The 13,517-nt window shown below is 71.8% G+C and carries 16 protein-coding genes; 13 read left to right on the top strand and 3 right to left on the bottom strand.

The window, feature by feature from the left end:
• The first annotated feature begins 35 nt into the window (after positions 1–35).
• From AB0L59_RS04340 to AB0L59_RS04330, 3 genes are all read left to right on the top strand, one after another.
• Positions 36–290 (top strand): hypothetical protein, encoded by a 255-nt coding sequence (locus AB0L59_RS04340; protein WP_365579016.1) that lies wholly within the window; start codon positions 36–38, stop codon positions 288–290.
• A gap of 156 nt (positions 291–446) precedes the next feature.
• A complete protein-coding gene (gene htpX / locus AB0L59_RS04335; RefSeq protein ID WP_365579014.1) occupies positions 447–1,367 on the top strand; it encodes a zinc metalloprotease HtpX in 921 nt (306 codons plus the stop codon).
• Positions 1,368–1,370: 3 nt separating this feature from the next.
• A complete protein-coding gene (locus AB0L59_RS04330) occupies positions 1,371–1,991 on the top strand; it encodes a hypothetical protein (RefSeq protein ID WP_365579012.1) in 621 nt (206 codons plus the stop codon).
• A gap of 16 nt (positions 1,992–2,007) precedes the next feature.
• Here the strand turns inward: AB0L59_RS04330 and AB0L59_RS04325 are convergent, their stop codons facing one another.
• Positions 2,008–2,283, bottom strand: coding sequence for a hypothetical protein (locus AB0L59_RS04325; RefSeq protein WP_365579010.1), 276 nt, complete (start codon positions 2,281–2,283; stop codon positions 2,008–2,010).
• Positions 2,284–2,420: 137 nt separating this feature from the next.
• Here AB0L59_RS04325 and AB0L59_RS04320 point away from each other — a divergent pair, with 137 nt between their 5' ends.
• The gene (locus AB0L59_RS04320) at positions 2,421–3,167 is read left to right on the top strand and encodes an alpha/beta fold hydrolase (protein ID WP_365579008.1); all 747 of its coding nucleotides are present in this window, start codon (positions 2,421–2,423) and stop codon (positions 3,165–3,167) included.
• Between the two features lie 114 nt (positions 3,168–3,281).
• Here the strand turns inward: AB0L59_RS04320 and AB0L59_RS04315 are convergent, their stop codons facing one another.
• The gene (locus AB0L59_RS04315) at positions 3,282–3,596 is read right to left on the bottom strand and encodes a hypothetical protein (RefSeq protein ID WP_365579006.1); all 315 of its coding nucleotides are present in this window, start codon (positions 3,594–3,596) and stop codon (positions 3,282–3,284) included.
• A gap of 230 nt (positions 3,597–3,826) precedes the next feature.
• Here AB0L59_RS04315 and AB0L59_RS04310 point away from each other — a divergent pair, with 230 nt between their 5' ends.
• Positions 3,827–4,195, top strand: coding sequence for an arsenate reductase family protein (locus tag AB0L59_RS04310; protein ID WP_365579004.1), 369 nt, complete (start codon positions 3,827–3,829; stop codon positions 4,193–4,195).
• A gap of 120 nt (positions 4,196–4,315) precedes the next feature.
• On the top strand, positions 4,316–5,008 hold the full coding sequence (locus tag AB0L59_RS04305) for a hypothetical protein (protein ID WP_365579002.1): 693 nt from the start codon (positions 4,316–4,318) through the stop codon (positions 5,006–5,008).
• Between the two features lie 3 nt (positions 5,009–5,011).
• Here the strand turns inward: AB0L59_RS04305 and AB0L59_RS04300 are convergent, their stop codons facing one another.
• Complete coding sequence (locus tag AB0L59_RS04300; protein ID WP_365579000.1) at positions 5,012–5,878, bottom strand: alpha/beta fold hydrolase; 867 nt, start codon at positions 5,876–5,878, stop codon at positions 5,012–5,014.
• A gap of 80 nt (positions 5,879–5,958) precedes the next feature.
• On the opposite strand from AB0L59_RS04300, the gene AB0L59_RS04295 reads away from it, so the two are divergent.
• The 7 genes from AB0L59_RS04295 (at position 5,959) to AB0L59_RS04265 (ending at position 13,495) form a co-directional block, all read left to right on the top strand.
• A complete protein-coding gene (locus AB0L59_RS04295; protein ID WP_365579515.1) occupies positions 5,959–6,423 on the top strand; it encodes a MarR family transcriptional regulator in 465 nt (154 codons plus the stop codon).
• 155 nt (positions 6,424–6,578) lie between these two features.
• Complete coding sequence (glnII, locus tag AB0L59_RS04290) at positions 6,579–7,610, top strand: glutamine synthetase (RefSeq protein ID WP_365578998.1); 1,032 nt, start codon at positions 6,579–6,581, stop codon at positions 7,608–7,610.
• A 528-nt stretch (positions 7,611–8,138) separates the two neighbouring features.
• Positions 8,139–8,705 (top strand): winged helix-turn-helix domain-containing protein, encoded by a 567-nt coding sequence (locus AB0L59_RS04285; RefSeq protein WP_365578996.1) that lies wholly within the window; start codon positions 8,139–8,141, stop codon positions 8,703–8,705.
• Positions 8,706–8,811: 106 nt separating this feature from the next.
• Positions 8,812–9,864 (top strand): NAD-dependent epimerase/dehydratase family protein, encoded by a 1,053-nt coding sequence (locus AB0L59_RS04280; RefSeq protein ID WP_365578994.1) that lies wholly within the window; start codon positions 8,812–8,814, stop codon positions 9,862–9,864.
• Positions 9,865–9,895: 31 nt separating this feature from the next.
• Positions 9,896–11,170 carry a sensor domain-containing protein gene (locus AB0L59_RS04275; RefSeq protein WP_365578992.1) on the top strand — a complete coding sequence of 425 codons (1,275 nt, stop codon included), beginning with the start codon at positions 9,896–9,898 and terminating at the stop codon, positions 11,168–11,170.
• Complete coding sequence (locus AB0L59_RS04270; protein WP_365578990.1) at positions 11,155–11,808, top strand: response regulator transcription factor; 654 nt, start codon at positions 11,155–11,157, stop codon at positions 11,806–11,808. Before AB0L59_RS04275 ends, AB0L59_RS04270 begins: the two co-directional genes overlap by 16 nt.
• A gap of 136 nt (positions 11,809–11,944) precedes the next feature.
• Positions 11,945–13,495 (top strand): DUF1996 domain-containing protein, encoded by a 1,551-nt coding sequence (locus tag AB0L59_RS04265; protein ID WP_365578988.1) that lies wholly within the window; start codon positions 11,945–11,947, stop codon positions 13,493–13,495.
• The last annotated feature ends 22 nt before the right edge of the window (positions 13,496–13,517 follow it).

Genomic DNA, 13,517 nt, shown 5'->3' with positions numbered 1-13,517 from the left:
TCCTGACCCTGACGGACGAGAGAGGTTGCACGGGGATGCCGGAACAGGACGACTGGGAGCGGGAGTTCGACCATCGGTGGGCCAGTTCCGCCGAGCACAAGGAGCCCTCGGCCCGGGCCCGGATGCTCGCCGCGCGCTGGAGGGAGAGCCCGCCGGATCCGGCGCCGTTCCGCGCCGACCCGGAGCCGGCGCCGCGCCGGACCTCGTGGGCGTCGACGGCCATGGTCTTCGGCTGTGTGATGGCCGTCGTGGTGCTGATCGGGCTGGTGCAGTTCGGCTCGTCGTACTAGGGCGGGTCGTACTCGGCGCGCGGGAGGCGCCCGGCGACGGCCGGCCGACCCACAGGTACGTTTTGCCGCACCTAGGGGCGTTCGGAACCACTTCATGGGATTCTGCAGGTGCACACTGGACATCGGGACGAGTGCCTGACTGCGGGGTGATGCAAGATGCAGAGCCGCTTCCGGAGCGACCGACGGCTGACCGTGCGCATGGGGCTGACGATGTTCCTGCTCGGTCTGCTGTACGTGGGCTTCGTCGCCGCGCTGATCGCGCTGCTGAAGTCCTGGGTGCTGGTCGTCGTGGTGGTCGGAGCGATGTTCGTGGCGCAATTCTGGTTCTCCGACCGGATCGCCATGTTCGCGATGCACGGCCGGGTCGTGGAGCGCGAGGAGTATCCCGAGCTGCACACGGTGATCGACCGGCTGTGCGCGATCGCGGACATGCCCAAACCGGTGGTCGCCGTGTCCGACATGGACATGCCGAATGCGTTCGCGACCGGCCGCAATCCCGATCACGCCGTGGTCTGCGTGACCACGGGCCTGCTGCGCCGGCTCGAGCCGGCCGAGCTGGAGGGCGTGCTGGCGCACGAGCTCTCGCACGTGGCGCACAAGGACGTCGCCGTGATCACCATCGCGTCCTTCCTCGGCGTGCTGGCGGGCCTGATCGTACGGTTCGCCTTCTACTCGCAGGTCTTCGGCGGGGGCCGCAGGGACCAGAACACGGCCGCCGTGTTCGCCGCCATCATGGGCGTCTCCGCGGCGGTGTACGCGATCAGCTTCCTGCTGATCCGGGCGCTGTCCCGGTACCGCGAGCTGGCGGCGGACCGCGCGGCAGCGCATCTCACCGGCCGCCCGTCGGCCCTCGCCTCGGCGCTCACGAAGGTCTCCGGGGACATCGCCCGGATCCCGACCAAGGACCTGCGCACCGCCCAGGCGTTCAACGCCTTCTACTTCACCCCGGCCACCGGCAAGGAGCCCGGCATCGAGCGGTTCTTCTCCACGCACCCCTCCCTGGAACAGCGGCTGGAGCAGCTGGGACGGATCTCGGCGGAGCTCGGTGAGGCCGCCACCCCGGGGAAGGCGGGCTGAGCATTGGGGCTGCTGGACATCCTGCTGGGCCGTACGAAACCGGTGGCGCCCGATCTCGACCAGCTCTTCGCGCTGCCCTCGGCGGCCGTGACCCTGCAGGCCGCGGTCGGCTTCACGCCGACCGGGACCGGCGCGGTGTGCTTCGCCACGGTGGAGGGCGCGGCCTTCGAGCAGACCCACCGGGAGGTACAGGCGCTGCTGGACGCGGACTCCGACCGGTGGAGGTCACCCCGCTCGAGCGAAGGCGAGAGTGGGGCGGGTCGGCCGGTGGAGCTGCGCCGGGACGACTACGGCTATTCCTGGCTGGTCTCCCCGCGCAGCCCCGAGCAGCTGCCGGAGCTGGTCAACGATCTGCACGCGGTGAACAGCGCAATGGAGATCAACGGCTTCGGCCCGCAGCTGCTGTGCTCGCTGGCCGCCTTCGCGGACGAGGGCGGCCGCAGGCTGGCGCTGGTGTATCTCTACAAGCGGGGCACCTTCTACCCGTTCGCGCCCCTGCCCGGCGCCGCCGAGCGGCGGGACAACGCGCTGGAGCTCCAGGTGAAGGCGGCACTCGCGAACGATCTGCGGATCGAGCAGGATCTGAGCCGCTGGTTCCCGGTGTGGGGCGCCCCCGGGCTGTGACCGGGGACGCCGTCGCTCACCTGCTCTTCTCCCGCTCCTGCCGGCGGGCCTCGAAGGGCCGCTCACGGCGGTAGCGGCGCTCCCACCGGGCCTGCCGGTCCCGGCGTTCACGGTAGGCGCGGTAGCTCTCCGGCGGGGGCGGGGTGCCCGCGCCGGCCGGTGGCGTGCCGGGGGAACCACGGCGTTGCGTCGCGTACACATACAGCAGCGCGACGGCGGCGAGCCACCACAGATGGTTTCCGGTTCCGAGGATCACCAGGACGACGGTCCCGGACGCGACGATGCCACGCATGACGGACCTCCGCGGGGTGAGTGTGGCGGGGAGTGGGGTGTGTCGGCTTCGTGCCGTTTGTTCAGAGTAGGGACGGCGCCGCCGCAGCCGCATCCCGTTTTCCGCCCGCCGGGCACCCGCCGTGAGTGAATGACCCCATGAGCGAACTCTCCGGTTTCACCCATGACTTCGACGGCGAACGCCTCAGCGGCCTGACCGCCGGCCCACCGGGGCGGGCTACCGCGGTGCTGCTGCACGGCGCGGGCAACGGCAGCAAGCAGCGCCTCCTGCCGCTGGTCACCGAGTTCGCCGGGCGCGGCTGTCACGCCCTGGCGTTCGACTTCTCGGGGCACGGCGAGAGCACGGGATCGCTCGCGGAGCTGAGCCTGCGCCGCCGGTTCGAGCAGGCGGTGGCCGTGCTCGACGCGCATGCTCCGGCGGACGATCCGCTGGTCCTGGTGGGCTTCAGCATGAGCGGCCAGACGGTCGCCGATCTCGTACCGCACTACGGTCCCCGGGTGGCGGCCGTCGGGCTGTGCTCCCCCGCCGTCTACGCCCCCGAGGCCTGGGAGGTGCCGTTCGGGAACCGCCGGGGCCGGTTCAGCGAGATCATCCGCACCCCGGACAGCTGGCGGTCCTCGCCGGCACTGGAGGCGTTGCGGGCCTACACGGGCCGGGCGGTGCTGGCGGTTCCGGGCACCGACGCGGTCATCCCGCCGGCCGTGACCGAGGCCGTAGAGGGCGCGCTGTCGGCGCGCGCCGAGTACACCCGCTTCGAACTCCCCGAGGCGGAGCACCGGTTGGGACTCTGGTTCCATGACCACGCGGAGGACCGGCGGGCCTTCGCGACCCGGCTGCTGGCGGGGTCGGCGGAGCGCAGGGCGGTGGCGGCCGTGTCGACCTAGGGGTGCTGTTCCGACAGGTTGGTGACGCGGGGCAGGCGGGAGTTCGACAGGGCCCAGGGGCGGCGCGCGCCGGGTGCTCCGGGAACGCGGGGCACCCGGCGCAGTGGACAGGTGTCAGCGGCTGTAGCGCATGAACGCCCGGACCATGTGGCACGTGGTGTCGGACGGCGGGCGCATGCCGATCTCCTCCGCCGTGCTGCGGATCTTCTCGTCGCGGGCCTGGGCCGGCTGGTGGACGCCCGAGTCGAGCAGGGCTATGGCCAGGCGCATGGCCTTCAGGCGGCGGTTGTGCGTTACGTACCACTCGCGCGGCCGTCCGGCGGGCAACGGCCGTTTCGCCACGGGCTCGTAGGGCGAGTCGAACAGCACGGGGTGCTGGGCGGTGGACTGGGTGGGCAACGGCTTCGGCTTCAGGGCGGCAGCGGGCACGGGCATCCTCCTGTCGCGGTCAGGGTGTCGGCCGGACAGTCCGGCGACACCCTCGAACACTGCTTCCATTCTACTGCGGGGCACTGACAATCGGCGGCCTGCACGGGCGCGCAAATCTCCAGGTGGAAGCGGGAATTGGCGTCGCGTCACACCAGATCCTGACGAGGTGGGTGAGGCGGCTGGAATTCGAACAACGCCGTACGGGCCGACCACCCAGTACCGTGTGCCGCATGGAAATCTGGATCAACCCGGCCTGCTCCAAGTGCCGTAGCGCGATCAGCCTGCTCGACGCCGAGGGGGCCGACTACACCGTCCGCCGCTATCTGGAGGACGTGCCGAGCGCGGACGAGATCAGGACCGTGCTGGCGCGGCTGAACCTGGAGCCCTGGGACATCACCCGCACCCAGGAGGCGGACGCCAAGGAGCTGGGGCTCAAGGACTGGGCACGGGACGAGGAGTCCCGGGAGCGGTGGATCGCGGCCCTGGCCGAGCACCCCCGGCTCATCCAGCGGCCGATCATCACCGCCGACGACGGTACGGCCCTGGTCGCCCGCTCCGAGGAGGCGGTACGGGAGGCCCTGTCGCACAGCAGGAGCTGAGTGCCGCTCAACTCCGCTGTGACAGAGGCCACTTCACCGACTCCTGCGACCGCTGAGCAACCCCGTTCGGTATCTCGTACATAGCGGCGTACGCTCCCCCTACCTCTTCAGGAGGCGCGCATGTCGCGCAGGAGAACTCTCGGCACGAAGAAGAAGATCGCGCTGCTCGTCAGTGCCGCGGCGGTGGCGGGCGGCGGAGCCTTCGCGCTGGCGACCACGTCCAACGCGGCCCAGCCGGCCACGAACGCGAAGACGCTCTCGGCCGCGGACTCGACCGTCTGCCAGGGGCTCGCCACCGCCCACGGCAACAACGACAAGTTCATCGCGGACCAGAAAGCGCACCCGGACGCGCAGTCGGCGGCCCGGATCGCCAACCGCGAGGCGGTCATCAAGCAGATCGAGGTCCAGCAGAAGGCGGCCGGTTGCACGGTTGGGGAGTCGGCTCAGGGCTCCCAGACCGGACAGCAGGCGCAGACCGGCCAGCAGGGCGGCGGCCGGCAGAGCGCGCAGCCCTCGCAGTCCGCCGCCACGGGGAACAACGGCGGTGGCGCGGCCGCGGCCTCCGGACAGCAGGTGTGCCAGGGCTCCACCGTCACCCTCTCCGGCGAGGGCGGCGCCCCGGCCGCGTCCAGCAACCAGTTCCCGGCGGGCACGACCCTCAAGGTCACGAACCTGGACAACAACAAGTCCACGACGGTGAAGGTGACCTCGGTCTCCGGCAGCTGTGTGCTGCTCAACAACGCGGCGTTCGAACAGGTCAGGGAGCCCGGCAAGTTCCTCATCCGCCACGCCCGGATCGAGAAGGTGGGGTGAGGCTCAGGGACCGGTCAGGAAGGCGGTGAGGTGGCGGGCCAGGCCCGCGGGTGCCGCCTGCGGCAGCGCGTGGTGCGAGACGCCGGGCAGTACGGCGGTCTCCACGTGCGGCAGCAGCGCACCGGCCCTGCTCGTCACCTCATGGGGGTCATGGGTCCTGCTGTTCGCGGCCACGAGCAGCAGGACCCGCGCGTCCAGGGCCCGCAGCGCGCCGGGCGCCGGGCGGGGACGCGTCACCGGCTTCGCGGCCGGGAAGCCCGCGGCCGCCTCCTGCAGGGCGAGCCAGTCCGGTTCCAGGGGCAGGCCCCCCGTCTCCCACTCCAGGAAGGCGCGGACCCGGCGGGGCGTGGGCCGCAGCAGCATCGGCAGGGCGCGGAGCAGGTAGGCCGCCTTGTACCCGGCGAAGCACTGGGTCGGGTCCAGGAGGAACAGGCGGCGTACCCGGGCGGGGTCGCGCAGGGCGTGGTGCAGGGCGAGCCAGCCGCCGTACGAGTGCCCGCCCACGTCGGCCGACGCGGCGCCCAGACCGTCCAGCAGCGCGTTCAGCCAACAGACCAGGTCGGCGACCGTACGGGGGTGACGGTCGCCGACCCTGGCGCTCAGACCTGCGGCGCCGATCAGGTCGGCCGCGTAGACCCGGCGGACCCGGGCCAGTTCGGGAATCTGGGCGTACCAGGAGGCGGAGGTCGCTCCGCCGCCGCCCGGCAGCAGGAGCAGCGGGGGCGCGTCGCGCGGACCGCAGGCGTTGACGCGGGTGTCGCCGAAGGGCGTGCGGACACGCACCGCCTCGCGGTCCGCGGGCCACTTCGCCAGGACCTTGCCGTACGCAACCCGGAAGGCCTCGCTGTCGTATCCGGCGTACTCGGTCACGGAACCGCCCCCTATTATCTCGTTCAGCGAGATATTCGCTCAACGAGATAATAACTTGGAGGCCCCACGTGCAGCCCGAGATGGAGATCGTCCACCTGCTGCGTGCCGTCGCCGTCGAACTCGGGCTGCACAGCGCCCGGTTCGCGCACGCCAACGGCATGCACCCCACGGACGTACGCGCCCTGATCGCGCTGATGGACGCGCGGCGGGCCGGCGAGGAGCTGAGCGCCGGGCGGCTCGGGACCGCGCTCGGGCTCAACCCGGCGGGCACGACGGCACTGCTCGACCGGCTCGAGCGGGCCGGCCAGGTGCGGCGCGTGCGCGGGGCGGGCGATCGGCGGAAGGTCGTCGTAGAGGTGACGGAAGGCGCCGTGGAGTTCGGCCGGTCCTTCTTCGGGCCGCTGATCGAGCGGTCGGTGGAGCTGCTGCACGGCTACGACGACCACCAGCGGGGCGCCATCCGGGACTTCCTCGAGGGGGTGCGGCAGGCCGCGGCGGAGCCCGCCCATACCTCGCCGGACGACACCTCACAAGGTGAGCCGTGACACAGAACCGCCAGGTAACACGGGGTTCACACAAGAGCAACGGACGGGAAATCGCCCGTTGACAGGCTGCCCGGCAGATCGAGCGGCGCCTCGGTGCCGCAGCGCCGCAGCACCCGCACCGAGTGCGCCCGACCACCCCGAAGGATGTGGCCCCCGTGACCTTCAAGGCCGAGTACATCTGGATCGACGGCACCGCGCCGACGGCCAAGCTCCGTTCCAAGACGAAGGTCATCGCGGGTTCCCCGGCCGGCCTCGACGCGCTGCCGATCTGGGGCTTCGACGGCTCCTCCACCAACCAGGCCGAGGGCCACTCCTCGGACCGCGTGCTCAGGCCGGTCTTCACCTGCCCGGACCCGATCCGCGGCGGCGACGACATCCTGGTGCTGTGCGAGGTCCTCGACATCGACATGACGCCGCACCGGTCCAACACGCGGGCCGCGCTGGCCGAGGTCGCCGAGCGGTTCGGCGCCCAGGAGCCGATCTTCGGCATCGAGCAGGAGTACACCTTCTTCGAGGGTTCCCGCCCGCTGGGCTTCCCCGAGAACGGCTTCCCGGCCCCGCAGGGCGGCTACTACTGCGGAGTCGGCGCCGACGAGATCTTCGGCCGCGAGATCGTCGAGGCCCACCTGGACAACTGCCTGAAGGCGGGTCTCGCCATCTCGGGCATCAACGCCGAGGTCATGCCCGGCCAGTGGGAGTTCCAGGTCGGCCCGGTCTCCCCGCTGGAGGTCTCCGACCAGCTGTGGGTGGCCCGCTGGCTGCTGTACCGCACCGCCGAGGACTTCGGCATCTCCGCGACCCTGGACCCCAAGCCGGTCAAGGGCGACTGGAACGGCGCGGGCGCGCACACCAACTTCTCCACCAAGGCCATGCGCGAGGGCTACGACGCCGTCATCACCGCGTGCGAGTCGCTCGGCGAGGGCTCCAAGCCGCTGGACCACGTCAAGAACTACGGCGCCGGCATCGACGAGCGCCTGACCGGCCTGCACGAGACCGCCCCGTGGGACCAGTACTCCTACGGCGTCTCCGACCGCGGTGCCTCCGTCCGTATCCCGTGGCAGGTCGAGAAGGACGGCAAGGGCTACATCGAGGACCGCCGCCCGAACGCGAACGTCGACCCGTACGTGGTGACCCGCCTGCTGGTGGACACCTGCTGCTCCGCGCTGGAGAAGGCCGGCCAGGTCTGATCCGTCCCGCCTCCCGCAGGGGCGCCCACCGTCACGGTGGGCGCCCCTGCTGCGTACCCGGAGGCGGCCCTGCGGACCCTCGCCCAGGGCGTGCCGCTCGCCGACGACATCACGAGACGCGGCGGGACCGCGAGGCGGACGTGCTGCCGTGGCTGCCGGCGGAACCGGTCGGCGCGGCCCGGGAGTGCGCCCCGCCGGTGGACTTGCCACGTCAACTTCACCCCAAGGAGGCGTCCACGCAGTGAGAGAAGGGTCCTCTCCGGCGCCGGTGTCTGCTTCAATGGGCACATGGCCAGCTTCCAGAAGCACACCGCGACGGGTCGCCATGACCTCGAGCCCTTCTGGCCTTCCCGTCAGCACCACGACTTCGACCGGGTGTGTTGCCGCGCGGTGAACGCGCGGGCCCTCTAAAGCCGTACCCCGGCCTTCGGCCAGCGCGGAACGACGTACGTCCCCTGGCGCGCCCGACCACGAGTCGCGGCCGTCGCACCCACCGACGAACCTCTCGCGCGAAAGAGCTGACCTCTCATGGCGACCACTCGTTCCCTTTCCTCCGCCTCCACTCTGACCTCCCCCGCCCGGCACCGGCTGCGTGCCGTCGACCGGGACGAGGTGGTCGACGTCGCGGACTTCCTGCCGCCGGGCGCCACCTGGCTGCCCGCGCCGCAGCACACCCTGCCCACCCTGCCCGGCCGGCCACCGATGGTCGGCTACCTGGTGCTGGTCCCCGCCGACCAGCGGCCGCCGTTCCTGCCGGCCGCGGTCCCGGACCAGCCGGAGGCGGCCCCCGGCACGGGCACCGACCCGCTGGTGCGGATCGACCCCGTCCAGCGCACCGCCAGCGTCGACGGCCGTGAACTCGACCTCACCTACCTGGAGTTCGAGCTGCTCACGCATCTGGTGGCGCACCCGCACCGGGTGCACACCCGCGACCAGCTGGTCACCACCGTGTGGGGGTACGGCCACGTCGGGGACGGCCGCACCGTCGACGTGCACATCGCCCGGCTGCGCCGCAAGCTGGGTGCCGAGCACCGCCGGACGATCCAGACCGTGCGCCGGGTCGGCTACAAGTACACCCCGCCGACCGGCCGCTGACCCTCCCCCGCCCCGGCTTCACTCGAGCCTGGGGGACGGGACTGCCGGCTCTGCCCTCGGCAGAGTCCCGTTCCACCGTCCGTGCCGAGCGGGCACGATCACCGGTATGAGACTTCTGGTGCTGGGCGGTACGGAGTTCGTGGGGCGGGCCGTCGTCACGTCCGCGCTGGGGCGGGGCTGGGAGGTGACCGTCTTCCACCGCGGACGGCACCAACCCCCGCCCGGGGTGCGGTCCTTGCACGGCGGACGCACCGCCCCGGACGGCCTCGCCGCGCTCGCCGCCGCCCCCGGCACCTGGGACGCCGTGATCGACACCTGGTCGGGCGAGTCCCGGGCCGTGCACGCGGCGGCACGGCTGCTGCGGGGCCGTGCCGCGCGATACGTGTACGTCTCCAGCCGGTCCGTGTACGCCTGGCCCTGGCCCTCGCTGGACGGGCCCGCCGCGGCGGGGGCGCTGGTCGAGGGCGCCGCCGCCGACGCCGGTCCGGCCGGCTACGCACGCGACAAGCGGGGCGGCGAGCTGGCCGCCGTAGAGGCCTTCGGCGCCGAGGCCTCGCTGCTGGTGCGGGCCGGGCTGATCCTCGGCCCGCACGAGAACGTGGGCCGGCTGCCCTGGTGGCTGACCCGGATCGCCCGCGGCGGCCCGGTGGCGGCCCCCGGGCCGCGGGGGCTCCCGGTGCAGTTCGTCGACGCCCGCGACCTGGCAGGCTGGCTCCTCGGAGCCGTCGAGCAGTCGCTGAGCGGGCCGTACGACCTGATCGGCCCGCCGGGCCACAGCACCATGGGCGAACTGCTCGACCTGTGTGTCCGGGTCACCGGCGCCGACGCCGAACTGCGCTGGATCGAGCCGGAGGTGATCCTGGCCGCCGGGATCGAGCCGTGGACCGAGCTGCCGGTGTGGGTGCCGCCGGGCAGCGAGCTGTACTCCTGCGTCCACCGCACCGACGTCTCACGCGCCCTGGCCACCGGGCTGGCGTGCCGGCCGGCCGCGGAGACCGTCGCGGACACCTGGCACTGGCTGACGGAGATCGGCGGCGAGGCGCCACTGCGGCCGGACCGGACGGCTCCGGGTGTCGCCCCGGAGGTGGAGGCGAAGCTGCTGGCACAGGGCGGGGGTGTACCTGGCACCACCCCGGCGAACGGGGCCTCGGACGACTGACCGGCGCGAAGTCGTCCGCGAGACTGGCGGCATGAAGACCGACACGAAGACGGACGGTTTCCGCGCCAAGGCCCGGGAGGTGCTGCTCGCGGCCGTGCAGGGACTGGTGCTGGCCATCGTGGTGCTCCCCTGCGGGGTGGCCTTCCTCCTCCTGACCCTGATCTCCGTCGCGCTCGTCCCGCTCGGGGTCGGGCTCGTCACGACCCCGGCGGTACTCACCGGCGTACGGGCGCTGGCGGACGCCCGCAGAGGACTCGCGGCGCAGTGGTGCGGGATCCGGATCCCGGCGGTGTACCAGCCGCTCCCCCGGGGCGCCAACCCCTGGACGCGCACCTTCGCGCTGCTGCGGGACCCGCAGGTACGGCGGGACGTGCTCTGGTTGCCGGTGGACATCACCGCGGGCTTCGTCACCGCGCTCCTGTCGGCCGTGGTGCTGTTCTACCCCGTCCAGGGAATCCTGCTGGCGGCCGGGCTGTGGCGGGCGTACGTACCGGCCACGGGCGGCCCCTACTGGTACCTCTTCGTTCCGGTCTCCGGCCAGGCGACCGCCTTCGGCGCGGCCGCGCTGGGCGCCGTGCTCCTCGCCGTCGCCTGGCGCCTCTCCCCGCGCCTGCTGACCGCGCACTTCCGGCTCACCCGCGCCGTACTCGGCGGTGACGCGGAACTCGCCGAACGCGTCCGGGTGCTGACCGAGACCCGGCGCGACGCCGTGGACACCTCGGCCGCCGAACTGCGCCGCATCGAGCGGGACCTGCACGACGGGGCACAGGCCCGGCTGGTCGCCATGGGCATGGACCTCGGCACCATCGAGATGCTGGTGGAGCACGATCCGGCGCAGGCGAAGAGGCTGATCGCCGAGGCCCGCCGGAACTCCGCCGAGGCCCTGGAGGAGCTGCGCGACCTGGTCCGCGGCATCCACCCGCCGGTCCTCGCCGAACGCGGACTCGGCGACGCCGTACGGGCGCTGGCGCTGCGGCTGCCGCTGCCCACGGAGGTGACCGTGGAGCTGCCGGGCCGGGCGGACGCGCCGGTCGAGTCGGCGGCCTACTTCGCGGTCAGCGAGGTGCTCACCAACGCCGTCAAGCACGCGGGTGCCGACCGGGTGTGGGTCGACGTGCACCACGCCGCCGGCCGGCTGCGGATCACGGTCACGGACAACGGCAAGGGCGGCGCGGCGGTCGGCGCCGGGTCGGGCCTGGCCGGGGTCGAGCGCCGGCTCGGTACATTCGACGGCGTCCTGGCCCTCAGCAGCCCCGCCGGCGGCCCCACCCTGGTGACCATGGAGATCCCGTGCGCGTTGTCCTAGCCGAAGACCTCTTCCTGCTGCGCGACGGGCTGGTCCGGATGCTCCAGGCCTTCGGCTTCGAGATCGCCGCCGCCGTCGAGTCGGGGCCCGAACTCGCCCGTGCGCTGGCCGAGTCGGAGCCTGACGTGGCCGTGGTCGACGTACGGCTGCCGCCCACGCACACCGACGAGGGCCTGCAGTGCGCGCTCGCGGCCCGCAAGGCGCGGCCCGGGCTGCCCGTGCTGGTGCTCTCCCAGCACGTGGAGCGGCTGTATGCGCGCGAGCTGCTCGCCGACGGAACCGGCGGGGTCGGCTACCTACTGAAGGACCGGGTGTTCGACGCCGAGCAGTTCATCGACGCCGTACGGCGGGTGGCGGCCGGCGGTACGGCGATGGACCCGCAGGTGATCCAGCAGCTGCTGTCCCGGCGGGCCGTCGACGACCGGCCGCTCGCAGGCCTGACCCCGCGCGAGCTGGAGGTGCTGGAGCTGATGGCGCAGGGCCGGTCGAACGCGGGGATCGCGGCCCAGCTGGTGGTGACGGAACGGGCCATCGCCAAGCACACCTCGAACATCTTCGCCAAGCTGGGCCTGGAGGTGTCGGACGACGACAACCGGCGGGTGCTGGCGGTCCTCGCCTATCTGGACCGTGACCGCTGACCTGCCAACTCCCGTGTTCATGCGAGGAATTTGTGAGACCGGTGAACACCTCTGGGACGACGTCCGTATGGAAGGGCGCCGCTTCACTCCTGTCGGGCGCCTCGATGCTGCCCCGCAAGGAAGTCAGAGGAGTTCCATGGGACGCAACACACGAAAACGCCGTACGCCGCTGGCCACCAAGGCCATAGCCGCATCGGCGGCCCTAGCGCTCGGTGGGGGCGGGCTGATATGGGCGAACTTCTACGCCTCGGCGCACGAGTCGAACAACCAGACGTGGGGAGGCAACCAGACGAAGGCCGCCACGGCGCAGGTCGCGACGATCTCCTGTCCGGACGTCCAGCAGAAGCTGACGAACGTGCCCTGGCGGGCCCGTCAGGGCGTGGCGACGGAGCTGGCCAACCTGGACAAGCAGATCACCGAGGCCTACACCCGGCTCGCCTCCACCCGGGACGCGCAGGCCAAGGACCCGAGCTTCGTGCAGAACGCGATCGTCGGCCCCCTCAAGGAGAAGCGGGCGGCGACGATCGACCGGATCCGGATCGACATCCAGCGCGTCGGTGGCCGGTTCGACAGCTCGCTGGCCCAGCTCGCCGCCTGCACCACGCAGAACGCCAACCAGACCACCGCTGGGGGGAACAACGGTGGCCAGCAGCAGAACAACGGCGGTCAGCAGCAGAACAGCGGTGGCCAGCAGCAGAACAACAACGGCGGCCAGCAGCAGGGCAACGGCGGTCAGCAGCAGGGCAACAACGGTGGCCAGGCCGGTGACGGCCCTGCAGCGGCGGACTTCGTGGACATCACCAAGGTCGCCCCGAACGTCCAGGGCAAGCCGAACAAACTGCAGAACGCCTCGACGGGCACGTTCACCACGCGCTGCGGCGTGAACGCGAACCAGAACCACAACAGCGACAACGTGATCGTCGCGCCCGGTGTGACCAACGGTGCCCACCACGTGCACGACTACGTCGGCAACCAGAAGGTCAACGCCTTCTCCAGCAACCAGACGTTCCTGCAGGGCGGCACCAGCTGCCAGAACCGCAACGACCTGTCGGCGTACTACTGGCCGGTCATCCGCGAGCAGGACGGCACCCAGGAGAAGGACGCGAACGCGGACGGCGGGGGCAAGGACCTCAACGTCGGCAAGGTCCTGGTCGCCCAGCAGGCGCAGATCAAGTACGTCGGCAGCCCGGCCGGCAAGGTCGTCGCGATGCCGCAGTTCCTGCGGATCATCACCGGTGACGCCAAGGCCTTCGTCAACGGCCCGGCCAACGCCAACGCGCACTGGAGCTGCACCGGCTTCGAGAACAAGGTGCAGCTGACGGACAAGTACCCGATCTGTCCGCAGGGCAGCCAGGTGGTGCGCTCGTTCGCCTTCCAGAGCTGCTGGGACGGCGTGAACATCGACAGCGCCAACCACCGTACCCACGTGGCCTTCGCGGACCCGGCGAGCGGGGTCTGCCCGAACGGCTTCAAGGCCATCCCGCAGCTGACGATGCGCCTGGTGTACAACGTGCCGCAGCCGGTCATCCAGGCGGACGGCACGGTGAAGAACGCCTACGCGGTGGACGGCTTCCCGGAGGAGCTGCACAAGCCGATCACCGACCACGACGACTTCATCAGCGTCACGACCGGCGGTCTGGCCAACAGGATCGCCAACTGCATCAACAGCGGCCGCAACTGCGCCTGATCAGCTGACGCGGGCCACGAGA

The organism is Streptomyces sp. NPDC052109 (assembly GCF_040680195.1).
Lineage (GTDB): Bacteria > Actinomycetota > Actinomycetes > Streptomycetales > Streptomycetaceae > Streptomyces.
Note: the sequence above shows the minus strand (reverse complement) of the source record. Positions and strands in the feature narration are given on the sequence as shown.

Coding starts and splice junctions, on each gene's coding strand:
- AB0L59_RS04285 (WP_365578996.1), top strand. CDS start 8,139: ATGGCGACCACTCGTTCCCTTTCCTCCGCCTCCACTCTGACCTCCCCC.
- AB0L59_RS04280 (WP_365578994.1), top strand. CDS start 8,812: ATGAGACTTCTGGTGCTGGGCGGTACGGAGTTCGTGGGGCGGGCCGTC.
- AB0L59_RS04265 (WP_365578988.1), top strand. CDS start 11,945: ATGGGACGCAACACACGAAAACGCCGTACGCCGCTGGCCACCAAGGCC.
- AB0L59_RS04340 (WP_365579016.1), top strand. CDS start 36: ATGCCGGAACAGGACGACTGGGAGCGGGAGTTCGACCATCGGTGGGCC.
- AB0L59_RS04305 (WP_365579002.1), top strand. CDS start 4,316: ATGTCGCGCAGGAGAACTCTCGGCACGAAGAAGAAGATCGCGCTGCTC.
- AB0L59_RS04310 (WP_365579004.1), top strand. CDS start 3,827: ATGGAAATCTGGATCAACCCGGCCTGCTCCAAGTGCCGTAGCGCGATC.
- AB0L59_RS04325 (WP_365579010.1), bottom strand. CDS start 2,283: ATGCGTGGCATCGTCGCGTCCGGGACCGTCGTCCTGGTGATCCTCGGA.
- AB0L59_RS04295 (WP_365579515.1), top strand. CDS start 5,959: ATGGAGATCGTCCACCTGCTGCGTGCCGTCGCCGTCGAACTCGGGCTG.
- AB0L59_RS04275 (WP_365578992.1), top strand. CDS start 9,896: ATGAAGACCGACACGAAGACGGACGGTTTCCGCGCCAAGGCCCGGGAG.
- htpX (WP_365579014.1), top strand. CDS start 447: ATGCAGAGCCGCTTCCGGAGCGACCGACGGCTGACCGTGCGCATGGGG.
- AB0L59_RS04320 (WP_365579008.1), top strand. CDS start 2,421: ATGAGCGAACTCTCCGGTTTCACCCATGACTTCGACGGCGAACGCCTC.